Raw genomic sequence first — 16,969 nt, forward strand, 5'->3', positions numbered from 1 at the left:
CTAATTTAGGACAAACCTATGTAAACAACGCCTTCCTCCACCCGGATTGGGTAGGTGTCGATGTCGCAGGTATCGCCATTGAGGCTTTTGCCAGTCGACAATGAGAAGGTTTTTTTGTGAAAAGGGCAGGCCACTTTGGGCTCTTCTGCCTGCGAACCGATCATTCCACGGCTCAGAATCATTTGCTGCTTATGTGGGCACATATTCTGACAGGCATACCATTCATTTCTGGCGGAAAAATTGAAAACGGCGATCTGTTTGCCTTCCACGTATACGCAGGCCCCTCCGTTTTCAGGGAAGTCCTCAACCCTGGCGGCCAGGTGCCAGTTAACAGTGTCGGTCAGTGTTTGGGAAGTATGTTCTTTTGGAGTCATTTATTTGTCGTTTTTATGAAGTTGAGTTACGGGGCAAGGTGCTACCACCCTACGGGCACTTTCTGAGCTCTTTGCTTGTCAAATTTGAGTGAGGGATCTGCCTCGGGGCTGTTCACAAAGTGTTTGAACCGGGCTCTCAAAGCCGGATTGTTTACCACTTCTTTCCACTCACAGGCATAAGCCTCCACCAGCAACTGCATTTCGGCTTCCAGCTGTTTGCCCATGCCAAGTGAGTCTTCCACCACCACTTGCTTCAGGTAGTCCAGGCCTCCTTCCAGTTTGTTCATCCATGTGGCCGTGCGGTTAAGCGGCTCAGCAGTTTTGATGTAAAACATCAGGAACCTGTCGATATAGGCAATGCACGTTTCTTCGTCGATATCCCCCGCCAAAAGCACGGCATGTTGTGGGTTCGCTCCACCATTGCCGCCAACGTATAGGTTCCAGCCTTTCTCAGTGGCGATGATGCCGAAGTCTTTGCTGAGCGCTTCTGCGCATTCTCTCCGGCAGCCCGACACGGCACTTTTTATTTTGTGGGGCGCTCTAAGGCCTTTGTACCTCTCTTCAATTCTGATCGCAAAGCTTACTGAATCGTGCAGGCCATAGCGGCACCATGAACTGCCTACGCAGCTTTTCACGGTACGAAGAGCTTTGCCGTAAGCGTGGCCACTCTCGAAGCCGGCGTTGATCAGCTCTTCCCAGATTTCAGGCAGCTGGTCAATTCTTGCACCAAGTAAGTCGATGCGCTGACCGCCGGTTATTTTAGCATACAAGTCATATTTTTTAGCTACCTCGCCGATCACAATGAGCTTTTCCGGGGTGATTTCTCCACCCGCTATCCTTGGAATAACAGAGTAAGTGCCACCTTTCTGGATATTGGCTAAAAAGCGGTCGTTGGTGTCCTGAATGGTGTCTTGCTTGAGAATGAGGCCGTTCCAGGCGCTGGCAAGTATCGAAGCAACGGCAGGTTTGCAGGTTTCGCAGCCATGTCCTTTGCCATAATCATTGATCAGCTGGTCGAAGGAATGGATATTGTTGAGCTTCACCAAATCGAAGAGCTCCTGCCTTGTGTAGGCAAAGTGCTCGCAAAGTACCTTTCTCACCTTTTTGCCCATTTTCTTAAGCGTGGCGGTCAATATATCGTTGACCATCGGACTGCAAGCTCCACACCCAGTGCCAGCTTTGGTGCATGTTTTCAATGCTGCAAATTGCTCTACACCGTCGCCTTCAATCGCCTGAACAAGCGCTCCCTTGGTCACATTTTCGCAAGAGCAAATCTGAGCACCTTCAGGTAGCATATCCACTGTGTTTCCAGCAGCAGCACCCTGGCGGCTGGTGTCCATCACCAGGTCTTCGGGATGTGGCGGCAGGGTCATATCGTTCAACATCATCTGAAACAGCATGTTGTAATTGCTGGCGTCGCCCACCAGAATGCCTCCCATGAGTTTCTTTCCATCTTTGGAAATATTCACACGCTTGTAGATGCCTGCGTTCTTGTCTTCAAACACGATGGACTTGTATTGCTTTCCCTCGTCAAGGGCATCGCCAAAGCTTGCCACGTCCACACCGATCAACTTTAACTTGGTTGACATATCCGCCCCAGTAAATCCTTTCGTATCAGCGCCTGTCAGGTGCTCGACAGCCACAGTAGCCATATCGTAGCCAGGAGCCACCAGCCCGTAGGTCATGCCTTTGTAGGAAGCCACTTCGCCGATGGCATATATATCGCAGTCACTGGTCAGCGTTAATTCATCGATTTTGATGCCGCCCCTTTCTCCTTTTTCAAGGCCGGATTCATTGGCCAGCTCGTCTCTCGGCCGTATACCGCAGGAAATGATGAGCATTTCAGCCTCAAGCGCAGCCCCATCCGTGAAGGTCATGGATGTCATCGCTTCATCGCCGTCGATGCTTGCGGTAGATTTGCTTAAATGGATATGAAGGCCCATTGACTCCAGTGTGGCTTGGAGCATATCGGATCCAGCTTCATCCAATTGCCTCGGCATCAACCTGGGAGCAAACTCTATCACATGCGCCTCCAGCCCCATGTCCACGGCGGCTTTGGCAGCTTCAAGCCCAAGCAACCCACCGCCTAATACAGCTGAGGTTTTGGCGTTTTTGCTATAGGTTTCCATGGCATCCAGGTCTTCTACTGTCCGGTAGACAAAAACGCCCGATTTATTGGAACCTTCAATAGGCGGCACGAAAGGAGTAGAGCCAGTGGCTAGTACGAGCTTGTCGTAGTTGAAGGTCCTCCCTTTGTGTGTGGTGATACTTTTGGCTTCTCTGTTGATGCTGACCACCATTTCACTGGTAATGAGTTCTATCGCATTCTCCTCATACCACTGCCTTGGAGCCATTAGTAGTGGCTCTACTGACTTGTGAGCGAAGTACTCACTTAAATGAACCCTGTCGTAGGCAGGACTTGGCTCCTCGCCAAAAACGGTGATTTTGAATCCCTCGGGAGCTTTGTTTACAAGCTTTTCGCAAAACTTGTAGCCCACCATGCCATTTCCAATTACAAGTACGTCTATCATAACTACGTAAATTAATTACGTAAAAATACTTAAATTAAATTAAGTAATGCTAGATTTACTACGTAAAAAATATCAAAACTTTGAAAAACATGGTTTCAGGCAATAAAAAGACTCCCAAGCTCATCCTGGTAGGCGCTGGCCCGGGCGACATTGAGCTAATTACCGTGAAGGCAACCAAGGCACTCCAGTCGGCTGATGTTGTATTGTATGATGCCCTGGCCAATGAAGAACTGCTCACGGAGTATGCACCAAACGCACAGCACGTTTTTGTGGGCAAGCGAAAGGGGCTCCACCATGTGCAGCAGTACTATATTAATAAGATGATTGTGCGATACGCCAGAAAGTGTGGAACGGTGGTTCGGCTCAAAGGAGGTGACCCGTTTGTGTTTGGCAGAGGCTTTGAAGAGATGGAATATGCTGTGAGTCATGGTTTGGAGGTGTCATACGTCCCCGGCATCAGCAGTGCTTTTGCTGTGGCACCCTTGGCAGGCATTCCGCTGTCTGTAAGAGGCGTGAATGCAGGGATTACAATTGTGACTGCGACGGCAAGCGACGGAAGTCTGACTGAAGAGTTGCAATGGGCTGTGGCTGGCAAAGGCACCGTGATCATTCTAATGGGAGTGAGCAAGCTGAACGAAATAGCGCAGCTGGTTTCTACACACAGAGGCTATTCTGAAGTCATGGCAGTGATAAGCAAGGGTAGCCAGCAGGATGAAAGGAAGCTTTTTGCGCCTGCAAGTTCTATTTATAAGGAATCGATGGTGCAGGGAATTGAAACTCCTGCTATCATTGTTGTAGGTAAAGTGGTGGCGAGTGCTTTGCAATTGATAAAATCTCAGCTGGCCGCGGCCGAGATACAAAGAACATGATTTCAGAAGAAGAAAGACTGAACCTTGCGCTGGCAGATATCGACAGCGTAAACAAGGAAGACCCAAGGCTTGTAGAGGTCGATGGCAAGCCATATCCTACCGAGTTGCTCTACAGCGTACGAATGACTGAAATGCTGCACTGGTTTGCCCCTCACGCCAGTGTGCAGTTGCAAATTGCAGCAAGAGGCCAGCACATTGGCCGTTGGAACAGTCCGAGAAACAGCTTCCCGATGGACAGACCGGGCTACCTGAAGTGGAGAAGCAAGCTTAAGCTGTACCATGCCGATCAGTTGTCGGGCATTATGGAAAAGAGAGGATTCCCTCAAACCGACATTGATATCGTGAGGAACCTGATTATTAAAAAAGGTGTGAAGCAGGAGGGAGAGATAGCCACCCTGGAAGACGTTGTATGCCTGGTGTTTTTAAAATACTATGCTGCAGACTTTGCAGGCCAGCATGAAGAGGCCAAAGTCATAGATATTTTGCAAAAGACATGGGGAAAAATGACTGATAGGTGTCATCAGTGGGCACTATCCATGGAGTTGCCCGAGAGTGTGACTGCTCTTGTTAAAAAGGCGCTGGGAGCTTAATTACCTGCTTTTGGGTTAGGAAACAGGCCACTTTCATCTTCATCGGGCCTTTTGTGCAGGCATTGAAAGTCTTTTTCAACCGCAAGCTTCATTTCAAAGTCGGTATTGGCATTGAGGGTTTGATACACGCCCTCTTCTTCGGACTCAGACCAGGCTTTGACCAGGCCCAAGGGAATCTCAATTCTTATTTCACCATTCTGATACTTGCTGGAGAACTCTCCGTTATCGCTGGTGGCCAGGGTGTATTTGAACGACTGATCGGGAGCAAATGCGACAGACTCAGTAACAGCACCTTGTGTCACCAAGTTTTTGATCTCATGCTGTTCCAGCCTCAGCCGGATCGAATTGCCCCTTGTTCTTAACTTCATTGTCCAACTTTATACTCAAAAGTACGAAAAAATACTTAGAATCTTATCGAGCCTGGTTCATCAATTCCTACGACTTGTGCCTTTTGAAACCGTGAAAGTTCTATGGATGCGTGGTAGAGAGCAGAAAGGCCAATAAAAAAGGCCGTGGCGCATTTAAGCCACGACCATTTAGTCACCTAGCCCCACCTTCAAAAAGCTGCTGAAGTCTTCCCTGGGTGTAATTTTCAAATAGGGGTACTCTACCCTGGAGAGGTAAAGTCCGTTGGGCATTGCGAGAATCATGTTGGGTACTACTATTGTGTTTTTCAGGATATTTTCAAACTCTTCGAAGCTTAACTTTCTGGTACCTATTTTCAGCAGATAGGCGACCAAAAGCCGCACCATGCTCCTGAGAAAGCGATCGGCAGTGATGGTAAATCGCATGCGTTGTCCATCGTGACTAACATACAGCCTGGCGTCGGTTACCTTGCAATGGGTGTGTTTGTAGTCGTCGGGCCGTTTGCAAACTGGCCTGAAATCGCTATAAAAGGGCAGTATGGCCGCTGCCTTTTGCATCGACTCATAGTCAAGATCACGCAGTCTGTTATAGCAGGAGCTGTACTTGTGCAGCACCGGATCTTCGTACAAATGGATAAAGTAATCGTAGGTTCTGGAGTTTGCATCGTACCTGCTGTGCCGGCCTTCTTCCATTTCCAGCACCTCATACACTGTAATGTCTTCCGGCAGGTTTTTGTTGAGCCGAAACTTCAGGTCAAAGTCAACGTTGTGCTCAATGTCGATGTGCATCATGTACTGACTGGCATGCACGCCACTGTCGGTGCGCCCGCAACCATACACAGTCACAGGGGCTTTAAAAATCTTATGCAGGGCTTTTTCTATTGTTTCCTGTACGCTGGTGGCTCTGGGTTGCCATTGCCAGCCGTGGTAGTTGCTGCCGTCAAAGCCAATATGCAAGAAATAGATCATTCAGTCGTTCGCTTATAATGCTTCAAAGTAAGCGAGTTTCAATCGATCTATTGCCAGGGCATTCTTGTAAATGGAGTGATTGGTTCTATTGTCCAGTGAAGTTTACCTCTTTTGATACGCCGTTGATGGTTATTTTGTATTTACCGTAGAAAGCAGAAACGGCATATTCTCCTTTTTTATTAGCAACTCCTGAAGCTTTTGTCCACCATTCTTTGAAAATCAGGTTTTGATAGGCTTCAAGCGCTGGGGTAGGCGACCAGTCACGTTTGTAAAGCGAGGAAGCTTTGATCCAGTTATTGCCTTCCCAGAATCCCCACATCAATATACCCTCAACTGCCGGGTGAGCAAAACAGATCCGGTAGTAGTCGGCCATCTCTTTTGCTCTCTCCAACTCCTGTGCCGGTGTCATTACTGGCGGATTGTCACTTAAGTATTTCGAGCGTTGGCCGGGCATATTAAATTCCGTAATACGGATAGGTAAATTGAAAATAGCAAGCGAATCCAGGCACCGTTTCAGCTCTGCCCGGTCGAAAGTGTCGGTATGCAGATGCCCCTGCACACCAATGCCGGCAAGTGGCACTCCCTGCTTCAGCAGAAAGCGAATTTGTGCCATGTAGTCATCCAGTCGCTTGCCGGTAAGGATGTCGTAGTCGTTCAAAAAGAGCTTGATGTCAGGATCGCCGTTGCGGGCCCATTGTGCCATCTGTTTGGTAATGTCGGATCCAAGCCGATCTTCGTAGTAGTTGCCGTGGATCATTTCATTGTTCAGGTCATACTCCACGAACCGCCCTTTGTATTTAGCAGTAACCGTTTCGGCCCGGGTTTGAAGTGTTTGTCTCAACTCCTCGTCATTCATCTCTTTTACCCATGGCTGCACGAATTTCTCGATGCCCCAAAAAAGATTGTGTGCCCTCAAAGGGATATTGTTTGCTTCGGTGAAGCTTAGAATCGTGTCAATTGTTGCATAGTTAACATTGCCTTTCTCCCTCTCCATGCTGAGCCACTTCACTGCGTTTTCGGTGACTGCTGAGTTGAAGTTTTCCAGAAACTTCTCTTTGTAGGTCTTTTTGTCTGCTTCTGACCACCCGCCTACTATGCCGTTGCCAATGGCAGCGCCAAACCAGAAGTCGTGGCTTAGTTGCTCTACAGTGACCTTGTCGCCTGGCTTTGCTTTGATGACTAGCTGGCCCTTACGATTGGCAGCAATGTCTTTTTCGATGCCGGGGTATTGCGCCAGAGCATAAGAAAAAAAGGTCAACTGTAGAACAATTGCCAGACAAGAAAGAGCAGGCAGCCGCAGTTTATTCGATGAATTCATAATTGACAGAGTGTTTGTTGATGGCGAAGCTGAAATTTCGATGACTACAACAAGTTACCCCATTCATCTGTCAGGTACAATGTAATTTGCTACCCGGCCAAAATCGCTTTCGACTGGTGAATGAGTGTTGCCAGTGTTTTTGATTCCTCGGCAGTGGGCATCGTCAGTGGTGCTCTTACATCACCAGCATTTCGGCCAATGAGCTTTGCACCTGCTTTGATCAGGCTGACGGCGTACCCATTCTTTTTGGATCGAAGCCGCACAAATGGAATGTAGAATTCTCTAGTGATTTTGGCGACCGTTTCTTTATCGCCAGCTCTCAGGCTTTTGTAGAAAAGGTTAGCCAGCTCGGGTACGAAATTGAAGACTGCCGATGAGTAAGTATTAACTCCTATGGAAAGGTAAGCCTCAGCAATAATCTCCGCTGTAGGTACGCCCCCAATATACGACAAGCGGCTGCCTACCGATTTGATGGTGTCATTAAGCTCCTGCATGTTGCCAGTGCCGTCTTTCAGGCCGATGAAGTTGTCGCAGTTGTCGGCCAGCTTTTGGATGTAGTCGGCAGAAAGCACGCCATTGGCCCGGTTGTAATAAATGACAGGTAGGCTGGTGTTGTCCATAATGGCCTTGGCGTACTCATAACAGCCGTCTTTCGGGCACTCGGTGAGGTAGGGAGGCATCAGCAGCAGTGCACTCATACCAGCTTTTTCGGCTATTTTGGCAAAGGCAATGGCTTCCGGGATGCTACGGCCCACGCTGGAGATCATGGGTACTTTGGCCTGCACGGTTTCGGCAGTTACTTCCACGATCTTTTTGTACTCCTGCTCCGAGAGGGAGAAGAATTCGCCAGTTCCGCCGGCTACGAAGATAGACGACACCTTGTGTGTCACAAACCAGTCGAGGCGGGAGGCGTAGGTAGCGGGGTTGAACTGGCCTTTTTCATCCATATCGGTGATAGGAAAGGAGAGGAGGCCGTCTTCAAGGGAAGCTTTTATTTGGGTGAGGGTGAGTGACATGTGAAGTAGGTTTCAAATACTGGAGGCTAATATAGAGATCATTTGGGTTTGATGCACAAAGTGGTTAGTTGCATCTGTTTGAGCGCCAGTAGCAAGCTCTTGAGTTATTCCCCGGCAAACCAATCTCTGTTTTGGACAGCCTGCAAAAAAGAGATTGCTAATTTTCTCTAAAATAGTTAGACTTCTTTTTTAACTGTCATTTGCACTCACCATGAGAAAATATCTGTCGATGCACCATTACCCGATTTCAGTTTCCCTTGTCATTTTGTTCCTGTCAACTGCGTGCAGCAAAGGGCCTGTCGGCGACTTATCTATTTTCCTCAGTACCCCCGATTTGGTGGCCTTCTGGACTTTCGGCGAAGAACCCGGGGAGCAGCGTGTGTCGGTGGGAGGCAGCCAAACACACTCGCTATCGGAAGTGGGTGGGCCCATTGCCCGGGCCGATGTCGGGCCTTTTTCAGGTTACTCGGCCTACCTCGATGGCAGGCAATACCTGAGCATTCCTTATCAGGAAACCGGCGACCTCAACATCTGTGGGCCCAATGCGCAGGTATCCATGTTTGCAGTTGTGAAGATTCATGACCTTGAGCAGAGCCGCACCATTGCTGGCATGTGGAGCGAAGGGAAAGGAAAAGATGATGACACAGGCACCCGGCAGTATGCCATGCTGATGAACATGCCTACCTACGGCGGGCCAAGACAGCTCGTGCCTCACATTTCTGCCGAAGGCGGCGTTACCATGCGGGCCGACAGCACCAAATTCCCCTGGTGTGCCGACTATGCTGCTACCAAACAGGAAGTGCCAGAGGAACGCTGGTGCACCCTGGCTTTTACGTACGACGGGAAATACATCAAAGCGTATATCGATGGGGTGTTTGAAGAAAGAATGCCAGACCCTGCCAGCGACAAAAGGGAGGACCCCTACTTTATGCAGGAAGGGCCTGGTGGTGGCAACCGGGGCATGAATCCCTACTATCATGGGCGGGGCATATTCTGCTACGATGAAACGCTGCACGGTCAAACCAAGCCCGACGGTGGTTCAGCTTTTACGGTCGGGGCACGCTACGCAGTGGGCTCCATGCTGAAGGAAGCCACCATTGGCTATTTTGGCGGCCTGGCGGTATTTGATAGAGCGCTGACGGATGAGGAGATATTGAAGCTGCATGAGGCAAGCCATATAGAGCAATTGAAGTAGGTGTCTAAAACTGTTTCAGCTGGGTATCTTCGCAGCCTTCGCCTTGGTTCGTGTCTCACGAAACAGGCGGAGGGGAGTAACGAGTGCGTGAAGATATGCACCAGAACCTTTGGATAGATAGCTTTATCTATTTCAAAGCTTCTGTCGATATGGTGATTACATCCAGTCGTTAATTTGCGAAGGGGTATTCTTGAAGTGGAAAAAGGCTATACAATTTACCGACAGCTGCACTGACTACTTGAATAGCCCGCCGCAGACTTGCAGTGCTTTTGCCCAGCCTGGGCAAAGCTGCCGCAAGCTTGTTTTGGATTTGCCCGGGTTGGGCAGGGGGTGGGGAAGAAGTTGTGCAAGCCAAAGGCATTGCACCAGCGTTCAGTGCTTTTAGCTGGCTTTGCTGGTTGGACTTGCGAGGCATTGCGCTGACATTTGGTGGCTTAGCTCAGCGGTTTAAAAGGGAAGAGGTTCAGGCTTTACGCAGCTCTGCCGCAGCATTTTTTATACTTAATGCCACTTCCACATGGGCAGTACTCATTTCGTCCTATTTTCTTATTGAATTTGATAGTCTTTCCTTCATTTATGCCGTCAAATAGAGTTTTGACGTAGCCTTCTAGTTCCTCATCATATTGCCATTTTTCATTATTGAAAGCAATAGCATCAATAGTCCTTCCACTATCCTTGAGGCAACCAATTCCAATCCAGACATTAGCTCTGCTTTTATATTTTCTACCTCTGCTATGAAGGTAAAGTCTTTCCTGTAGCTCTTCGAGATTATTATTGTGCCAAGAAATGAAGGTTAACCCATGAGTTGATCGCTCGGGTCCTGACATTAAAGTAAAATTATGAGTCTTTCCATCTAGCTGGGTTTTTTCTTTAGTAAGCCGCAGTTGATTGGTCAAGTTGTCCCTTGACACTTCAGACCAATCGAGAAGATGAAATATTACGTCGGTCTTTTTTGGGAAGTTGAAATCGTCAATTTGATAGATTAGATCATCAAAGAATTCATTTTTCCATTTGTTTCTAACTTTATCAGTTTGAGATGAAGTCTCGATGCCGAGTTTGTGAGGGTAATAATTTCTGTCAATCAGTTGCCCGTATTCACGGTCAATCAACACATGATCGTATTCTGGATTTTTCCATAATTTCTGCAGAAGATGAAAGCCCAAAAAATGCATTTCTTCGTCGGAATGATAGTGATCCATCAGATTGATTCTTTGCCTCACATAATAGAATAGATCATAGGGGCTATTCAGGTAAAATAGAATTAAATCTAAATCGAAGATTGTTAAGACAAGAGGGTAAGGGGCTGTATCATTTTTTTCAAGCAGTGATGGTAGTATTACATTAACTGTGTCAGTCTTTAAATATTAAGCTTCAGTCTGTCTCCAAAGATAATGGAAAGTTGAGCTAAAGTCTGGTTCCAGTTGTGTACTGGTCTGTTCCACTTTGAACAGATATTCTCCTGAGCCAGGAACAGCAGTTTCATCAAAGCATCTTCAGAAGTAAAGGCTCCTTTGCTCTTGGTTACGTTGCGTATCTGTCTGTAAAACCCTTCAATGATATTGGTGGTATAGATGATACGCCTGATCTCTTTGGAGTATTGGAAGTAGCAGGAAAGCCTGGCCCAGTTCTTTCTCCAGGAGTCGATCACTTTAGGGTATTTGCTGCCCCAGACAGCAGCTAGCTGATCCAGCTGTCTCTCTGCTAACTCTTTGGTGGAAGCCTGATAGACGGGCTTAAGATCCTTCATAAATGCCTTGAGGTCTTTGTAGGACAAGTACTTCTGAGAGTTACGGATTTGATGCACCACACACAGCTGTACCTCAGTATTAGGGAAGATTGACTCTATGGCATCAGCAAAGCCTGTCAGGTTATCTATGCTAGCAATGAAGATGTCTTCAACACCACGGTTCTGCAGATCTGTAAGCACCTGCAACCAGAACTTAGAGCCCTCATTTTCATTGATATACATGCCCAGAAGCTCTTTGTAGCCCTCCTGATTCAATCCAATCATACAATACACTGCACGATTGAGTACCCTGCCTTCATGACGAACTTTGTAGTGAATAGCATCCAGCCAAACAAAGGGATAGACCGACTCCAGAGGCCTGCTGCGCCACTCTTGCACCAGAGGTAGTATCTTGTCTGTTACACGGCTTATGGTGGCGGTAGACACGTCTAGGCCATACATTTCCTGTAAATGATCGCTGATATCACCATAGCTGGCGCCACGGGCATACAGGGCTAGTATTTGCCTGTCCAGGTCAACACCTAAGGTTCGCTGGCGCTTGGGAACCATCTCTGGATCGAAGGTACCATTGCGATCCCTGGGCGTGTCTATCTCGACATTGCCCAGACTCGTTTTCAAAACCTTACTGCCCTTACCATTCTTGCGATTAGGCACTTCCTCGTCCAGATGAGCATCCAGCTCACCCGAAAGAGCTTCTTCAAGAAATTCCTTAAGTAATGGAGTGAAGACACCTTCTTTGCCTAACAGGCTGTCTCCTTGCTTGAGCCGCTGAGTAGCGCTCTTCTTGAAGGTCTCATAGTCAAATTTTCCTTTTTCCATTTATATCAAGTTATCGATTTTTACTAAATCAATGACTTGACACAGTTATTGTAACACTCTCCAGTGATCGGGCTTGGTGAGTTAGTGCAGGATAGTTTTCGGTCGTAACAATGAGAATGTATACATCTTCTATATTATCAATGATATTAAGCCTATTTCCATTTTCATCACGGAAAATCGAGTTTTTCTCAATGATTTTTGTTCGGCTTGTCATTCCCTGTTCATAGGCATCTTGAACAGCTCCTTTAAAATCGGTCTTCAGTTGATTTGAATTTCCTTTGCGAGACAATTGGGTTAACTTCTTGGACTTTACCTGAACGCAGATTGCCTTGTTGCCTAGAATGCATAGAACGTCAATATCAGTATCATCGTACCCTCTTTTTGATTCAATTTTTATGGACTTATAAATTCTGTTTTCACCAACAACAGCTTTAAGGAGTTCAAAGGCGATTTCCTCTCCAGCTTTACCTCTACTTTCCGCCAGGCTATTTCGATAGGATTTGTCTTCAGTCATCCAGTAGTAGGGGCTTTCGTAAACTGCTTCAAAAACAGAAAATATGATTGGGACAAAATATTTATCTGATCCGAATGGAATTATAGGGCTCGCTGAGAGAATGTTAAAATCTCCGATGTTTTGAAAATTTTCATTTCGTCCAAATGGAGAGTTGGCTATTGAGAATTTTTTTAAGAATCTTGAAATTTTGTGTTTTGGAAGAAAGTCGCTTGGTGTGATAGAAAATAAATCTAGAAGTCCCAGATAAAATGATTTCCACCCGTTTTCAGTTATTTGAGTTGGATCTAGCCCTTTAGCAAGATTACTTTCTGCTTCAAAAAATTCCGAAAATTGATAAAACTCCAATAATGCAAGGAAGTCATCTCTCTCTTTTTTTGGAATTGACTTACCTTTTCTTAAGTCCTTGAGGATTTGCTGCTTGTTTTCTTTTAGCCCTATGAAATTAACTCTTTGAAACTTGTCTTGATGTAGTTTTTTGATGTGAGTTACAATTTCAAGGATATTGTCGAAGTCAAAGTCAGCGTTTCTGTTCAACCATTCTTCATTGTATTTATACTTTCTTTTAAGAAACTCTAGATATTGAATGTCATATATTCCATCACCAGAATAGAAGATTGGTTCGATGAACATATTCTCGTCTCCAAAAAAATCTTTATCGTTTGGAGCGTTTTGAGAGCTAGGATTTTTGATTAGTTGTTCTATTTTAGCTTGGAAGGGTGCGGTGGTCGAATAATGCAATTCTTCCATGAGGTGATAGGTTTTTTTCTTTAGCTCAATTAATTCAAATGGAGATTTTGGGGTTTCTAGTGAAATTTCATCTTGAATTAAGAACCCAAGAAGCATAAGAATTTCGTTCTTATTCAGTCTCGATCGATAGTCGGTCTCGTGCATCGCTTCCACATTTAAGTGAAAGTCATCCACTAGGATTAAGCAAATGGTGTATAGGAACCCCTTTGTTCTTACCAGCTGTTTTATATCCATCAGTACTTCGGATGTATCTCTTAGCATTATTCGTATAACTTTAGATTAAAGTCTGTGCGCAGAAAGTGTTTTTGAGTAGCTGGTGTAATTAGACCCTTTTCTTTTTGGAAGATAGGATAGATGAATCTAGCATATTTAGCGAAAAAAAAGTCAGTATTTTGCTAGGGTTTATCTAAGAATATAGAAAAAATGCAGCCCCGCCCTAGCCCTCGTTGTAAACGAGGGCTTCTGAGGCTTGCGCTTGCAGCGCATCTTTACATTCCAGACCAAATAGAGGAGAGATAAACATGCGTTACAAACGCATATTCCAAACGCCCTCGTTACACATGTCCGCCCGCTGGCGGAAACGAGGGCGAGTTCCCTACTTCTTCCCCTCAATATCAATCTTAGCGTTCTCATTGATCAGCTTGTCGTTCAGCTGGGTCACTTGCTTGTCGAGCAGGGTTTGGAATTCTTTCTGCACCCTAACCATCCGTTCGTTCAGCACGCCTTTTACCTCGGCCTGCTGGCTGGTGGGCTTAAAGTCCGCTCCCTTGGCCGTTATGTCGCTCGCCAGGGCAGAAAGCCTGCCATAGAGCTGCATCGGCGTGCGGAAGGCGTCTTCCCGGGCTCCAGTCATGTGAATGTCGTAGAGCTGGCCCGCAATGGCCGTGGCCTGGCCCTGCACCGCCATCAGCTCCTTCTTAAGTTTGGTGTTTTTGATCGTGGGGATCATCTCCTCCAGCTCTTTTCTGATCCACTCAACCCGGTCAATCATCTCTACCACGGTGTTCATAGCGTCACGCAGCTGCAGGGAGAACGCCACCTGCTCTTCTATTTCCTGCTGGGTGCCTTCAGTTGAAGGATCTTTCAGTACGTCGACGGTTTTGATGATTTCCGTATCGCCCACGTTTATTTTGACGAAATACTGTCCGGGCGCTACCCTTGGTCCCAGCTGTCCGCCCATCAGGTCGAGGTCCCAGGTCACAAGAGGCCGCCAGCCTTCTCCGTTCATTTCTACCCAGGGGCGGCCTTCTGGCTTCGTCCTGAGCTTGGGCTTAAAGGTGGGCTCGTAGCGCAGATCCCACACCGTTCGGTTTATGCCAGCAGTTTGCTTGCCTTTGAGGGTGCGGACCACCTCCTGCTGCTGGTTGAGGATGGTGATCACCACTGGCTGTTCCACAGAGTCCTTCAGGTAGTAGTTCACGCCCACACCATAGGCCGGGTTTTGTCCGGCGTTCAAGCTAGGCCCATCGGTTTTGATGGCTTCTTTTTCCTGGAAGCGGTAGGCTTTGCGCAAGTCAAATGCATGCACCGCTGTCGCCTGCACCTCTTCAGAAAACTGCCGGATAGGGGAGATGTCGTCCATGATATAATACCCACGGCCGTAGGTAGCCACCACCAGGTCGTCGAAGTTTTCCTGAATAGCCAGCCAGTACACAGGCGCAGGAGGGAGGTTGTTTTGCAACGGCAGCCAGGTGGCGCCATCGTTGGGCGAGTAGTACACGCCATTGTCGGTGCCGGCAAACAGCAGCCCCTGCTTCTTCGGGTCTTCCCTCACCACGTGTGCGAAGCTCAGGATAGACTTAGGAATGCCGTCGCTGATTTTCTTCCAGGTCTTGCCGTAGTCGCTCGTCTTGAAGATATAAGGATCAAAGTCGGCCATTTGGTGCAGGTCGATGGTGATGTAGGCGGTGCCTGCGTTGTAGCGTGACGGCTCTATGTTCGAGATAGTACCCCAGGGCGCCACGGGAATGTTTTTGCTTACGTTCGTCCAGGTTTTGCCGCCATCCTGGGTCAGCTGCACCTGTCCGTCGTTGCTGCCTGTCCAGATCAAGCCTTTTTGAATGGGCGATTCTTCCACAGCAAACAACGTAGCGCCATCAAACGTCATCAGGTTGTCGATGGCAATGCCGCCAGAGTTCTGCTGATGGGTTTTGTCGTTCAGCGTCAGGTCGGGGCTGATGAGCTGCCAGCTTTGGCCACCGTCGTCGGACTGGTGCACATACTGGCTGCCCACATACACCCGGTGTGGCGTGTGCGGAGAAAAGCTCAGCGGGAAGTTCCAGTGCCAGCGATACTTCAGATCGGCGGGCTTCCAGCCATACCCGGCTTCCGGCCACACCCTCACCTCCCGGGCATGGCCTGTGCGCATGTCGAAGCGCTGCAGGCCACCGTCGTAGCAACCTGACCAAATGATGTTGTTGTCGAGCGGATCAGGCTTGGCGAAACCACTTTCGCAGCCGCCCACACCCTGCCACAAACCAAGGGGGATATAACCCTGCAAGCTGTTGCTGGGGCCCCGGTAAGAGTAGCCATCCTGCCGGTTGCCGTACACAAAATAAGGAGCATTGTTGTCCACGGCCACGTGGTACATCTGCGCAATGGGCAGCACCACCCGCTGGAAACTCTTGCCATGGTTCAGGCTGATGCTGGCGCAGCCATCGTGGGCCACCATCATGCGGTCGGCGTTGGTGGGGTCAATCCACATATCGTGGTTGTCGCCACCACCACGGGGAGGGCGCTTTTCCAGCGTTTTGCCGCCATCCAGCGACTGCGAGAAGCGAACGCTCATGAAGTAGATTTCATTTTCATTGGCGGGAGAAACCGCAATACGAGTGTAGTAGGGTGCCCGCTCTGCCATGTCGTGGTGATTGCTGATGAGTGTCCAGCTTTCACCGGCGTTTTCTGTGCTGTACAGGGCTGGGCTTTTGTCTTCAAACAGGGCGTACACTTTGTTGGGGTTGCCGGGCGCTACTGCCACAGCTGTTTTGCCAACAGGATGGTCTTTGCCTCCCGGCAGGCCATTAGCGGCCATCGGCTTCCAGGTATCGCCGCCATCGGTAGATTTATAAATGCCGCCACCGCCACCGCCGCTGCGCAGTCCCCAGGTGTTGATATGAATGGACCACATGGCAGCGTAAAGCACATTGGGGTTGGTGGGATCCATGCTCAGGTCTGCAGCGCCTGTGTTTTCATCCACAAACAGCACTTTTGTCCACGTCTTGCCACCGTCTTTGGTGCGGTAAATACCCCGTTCCTGCTGTGGGCCGTAGGTATGGCCGAGGGCTGCTGCATATACAATGTCAGGATTCGAAGGATGCACAATCACCCGGCCAATGCGGGCTGTTTTTTCCAGTCCCATATTGGTCCACGACTTACCAGCGTCGGTCGATTTGTAGATGCCGTTGCCTATAGAGTGCGCCGGACGAATCAGGAAGGTTTCGCCGGTGCCCGCCCACACTGTAGAGGGCTCGGTCGGTGCCAAAGCCAGGGAGCCGATAGAGGAAACGTTCTGGTCGTCGAAGATGGGATCCCACGATACGCCGCCGTCTTCCGTTTTCCAGATCCCGCCTGAGGCAGCGCCTATATAGTTGACCATGGGGTTGCCCGGCTCGCCCACAATGGCAATGGCCCGGTTGCCCTCAGGGCCAATGAAGCGGTACGAAAGGTCGTCGAAGACCTTTGAGTCGACCTGGCTGAATGACAGGAGGGGGAGGAGCAGGCAGGCGGCTATGCCAGTCAGGCATTTGGACACAATTGAGTTCATCTGTTTGGCTTAGGTTGTAAACCTAATTCTACTCAATTGGCGGGAATGTGGAAAGGAAATTTGGGTGATCGGTTGATTAAAGAGGTTATTCTCTGCGGAAGTGCAGATGGAACCTTTTTAATCCGTTGCAGATAGTGACCTCGTTAATGCGT

Annotated in this window: 13 protein-coding genes; 3 read left to right on the plus strand and 10 right to left on the minus strand. The window is 48.4% G+C overall.

Translation table 11 applies throughout. The features are described 5' to 3' along the window. Positions 1 to 5: 5 nt before the first annotated feature. Both nirD and nirB read right to left on the minus strand, forming a co-directional pair. On the minus strand, positions 6 to 374 hold the full coding sequence (gene nirD, locus RT717_RS07790; protein ID WP_317491173.1) for a nitrite reductase small subunit NirD: 369 nt from the start codon (positions 372 to 374) through the stop codon (positions 6 to 8). Positions 375 to 415: 41 nt separating this feature from the next. After that, on the minus strand, positions 416 to 2,905 hold the full coding sequence (gene nirB, locus RT717_RS07795; RefSeq protein ID WP_317491174.1) for a nitrite reductase large subunit NirB: 2,490 nt from the start codon (positions 2,903 to 2,905) through the stop codon (positions 416 to 418). 89 nt (positions 2,906 to 2,994) lie between these two features. Between nirB and cobA the strand changes: the two genes are divergently transcribed. After that, positions 2,995 to 3,774, plus strand: a complete 780-nt coding sequence (cobA, locus tag RT717_RS07800) for a uroporphyrinogen-III C-methyltransferase (protein WP_317492348.1) — start codon at positions 2,995 to 2,997, stop codon at positions 3,772 to 3,774. Continuing rightward, positions 3,771 to 4,364, plus strand: coding sequence for a DUF4202 domain-containing protein (locus tag RT717_RS07805; protein WP_317491175.1), 594 nt, complete (start codon positions 3,771 to 3,773; stop codon positions 4,362 to 4,364). The genes cobA and RT717_RS07805 overlap by 4 nt, the downstream gene beginning before the upstream one ends. Here RT717_RS07805 and RT717_RS07810 read toward each other — a convergent pair. From RT717_RS07810 to RT717_RS07825, 4 genes are all read right to left on the minus strand, one after another. Continuing rightward, a complete protein-coding gene (locus RT717_RS07810) occupies positions 4,361 to 4,732 on the minus strand; it encodes a DUF7009 family protein (protein ID WP_317491176.1) in 372 nt (123 codons plus the stop codon). The two genes, RT717_RS07805 and RT717_RS07810, sit on opposite strands and share 4 nt — an antisense overlap. Before the next feature lie 168 nt (positions 4,733 to 4,900). Continuing rightward, positions 4,901 to 5,698 (minus strand): tRNA pseudouridine(38-40) synthase TruA, encoded by a 798-nt coding sequence (gene truA / locus RT717_RS07815; protein WP_317491177.1) that lies wholly within the window; start codon positions 5,696 to 5,698, stop codon positions 4,901 to 4,903. 85 nt (positions 5,699 to 5,783) lie between these two features. Then, positions 5,784 to 7,016: an endo-1,4-beta-xylanase gene (locus RT717_RS07820; protein ID WP_317491178.1), complete on the minus strand. Its 1,233-nt coding sequence runs from the start codon at positions 7,014 to 7,016 to the stop codon at positions 5,784 to 5,786. Positions 7,017 to 7,105: 89 nt separating this feature from the next. After that, positions 7,106 to 8,032 (minus strand): 5-dehydro-4-deoxyglucarate dehydratase, encoded by a 927-nt coding sequence (locus RT717_RS07825; RefSeq protein ID WP_317491179.1) that lies wholly within the window; start codon positions 8,030 to 8,032, stop codon positions 7,106 to 7,108. Between the two features lie 211 nt (positions 8,033 to 8,243). Between RT717_RS07825 and RT717_RS07830 the strand changes: the two genes are divergently transcribed. After that, entirely contained in the window at positions 8,244 to 9,227 is a 984-nt protein-coding gene (locus tag RT717_RS07830) for a LamG domain-containing protein (RefSeq protein WP_317491180.1), read from the plus strand. Between the two features lie 470 nt (positions 9,228 to 9,697). Here the strand turns inward: RT717_RS07830 and RT717_RS07835 are convergent, their stop codons facing one another. The 4 genes from RT717_RS07835 to RT717_RS07850 all read right to left on the minus strand — a co-directional run bounded on the left by RT717_RS07835 (position 9,698) and on the right by RT717_RS07850 (position 16,817). Next, on the minus strand, positions 9,698 to 10,426 hold the full coding sequence (locus RT717_RS07835) for a YecA family protein (protein WP_317491181.1): 729 nt from the start codon (positions 10,424 to 10,426) through the stop codon (positions 9,698 to 9,700). Between the two features lie 158 nt (positions 10,427 to 10,584). Then, positions 10,585 to 11,793, minus strand: a complete 1,209-nt coding sequence (locus tag RT717_RS07840; RefSeq protein ID WP_317487721.1) for an IS256 family transposase — start codon at positions 11,791 to 11,793, stop codon at positions 10,585 to 10,587. A gap of 28 nt (positions 11,794 to 11,821) precedes the next feature. Next, complete coding sequence (locus RT717_RS07845) at positions 11,822 to 13,315, minus strand: nuclease-related domain-containing protein (RefSeq protein ID WP_317491182.1); 1,494 nt, start codon at positions 13,313 to 13,315, stop codon at positions 11,822 to 11,824. A 334-nt stretch (positions 13,316 to 13,649) separates the two neighbouring features. Further along, positions 13,650 to 16,817, minus strand: a complete 3,168-nt coding sequence (locus tag RT717_RS07850; RefSeq protein WP_317491183.1) for a WD40/YVTN/BNR-like repeat-containing protein — start codon at positions 16,815 to 16,817, stop codon at positions 13,650 to 13,652. Positions 16,818 to 16,969: the final 152 nt, after the last annotated feature.

It is taken from the genome of Imperialibacter roseus (assembly GCF_032999765.1).
GTDB lineage: Bacteria > Bacteroidota > Bacteroidia > Cytophagales > Cyclobacteriaceae > Imperialibacter > Imperialibacter roseus.

What these genes read in the sequence shown, in the direction of transcription:
- cobA (WP_317492348.1), top strand. Translation starts at nt 2,995, where the DNA reads ATGGTTTCAGGCAATAAAAAGACTCCCAAGCTCATCCTGGTAGGCGCT.
- truA (WP_317491177.1), bottom strand. Translation starts at nt 5,698, where the DNA reads ATGATCTATTTCTTGCATATTGGCTTTGACGGCAGCAACTACCACGGC.
- RT717_RS07810 (WP_317491176.1), bottom strand. Translation starts at nt 4,732, where the DNA reads ATGAAGTTAAGAACAAGGGGCAATTCGATCCGGCTGAGGCTGGAACAG.
- RT717_RS07825 (WP_317491179.1), bottom strand. Translation starts at nt 8,032, where the DNA reads ATGTCACTCACCCTCACCCAAATAAAAGCTTCCCTTGAAGACGGCCTC.
- RT717_RS07820 (WP_317491178.1), bottom strand. Translation starts at nt 7,016, where the DNA reads ATGAATTCATCGAATAAACTGCGGCTGCCTGCTCTTTCTTGTCTGGCA.
- nirB (WP_317491174.1), bottom strand. Translation starts at nt 2,905, where the DNA reads ATGATAGACGTACTTGTAATTGGAAATGGCATGGTGGGCTACAAGTTT.
- RT717_RS07835 (WP_317491181.1), bottom strand. Translation starts at nt 10,426, where the DNA reads ATGGATCACTATCATTCCGACGAAGAAATGCATTTTTTGGGCTTTCAT.
- RT717_RS07830 (WP_317491180.1), top strand. Translation starts at nt 8,244, where the DNA reads ATGAGAAAATATCTGTCGATGCACCATTACCCGATTTCAGTTTCCCTT.
- RT717_RS07805 (WP_317491175.1), top strand. Translation starts at nt 3,771, where the DNA reads ATGATTTCAGAAGAAGAAAGACTGAACCTTGCGCTGGCAGATATCGAC.
- nirD (WP_317491173.1), bottom strand. Translation starts at nt 374, where the DNA reads ATGACTCCAAAAGAACATACTTCCCAAACACTGACCGACACTGTTAAC.
- RT717_RS07845 (WP_317491182.1), bottom strand. Translation starts at nt 13,315, where the DNA reads ATGCTAAGAGATACATCCGAAGTACTGATGGATATAAAACAGCTGGTA.
- RT717_RS07850 (WP_317491183.1), bottom strand. Translation starts at nt 16,817, where the DNA reads ATGAACTCAATTGTGTCCAAATGCCTGACTGGCATAGCCGCCTGCCTG.
- RT717_RS07840 (WP_317487721.1), bottom strand. Translation starts at nt 11,793, where the DNA reads ATGGAAAAAGGAAAATTTGACTATGAGACCTTCAAGAAGAGCGCTACT.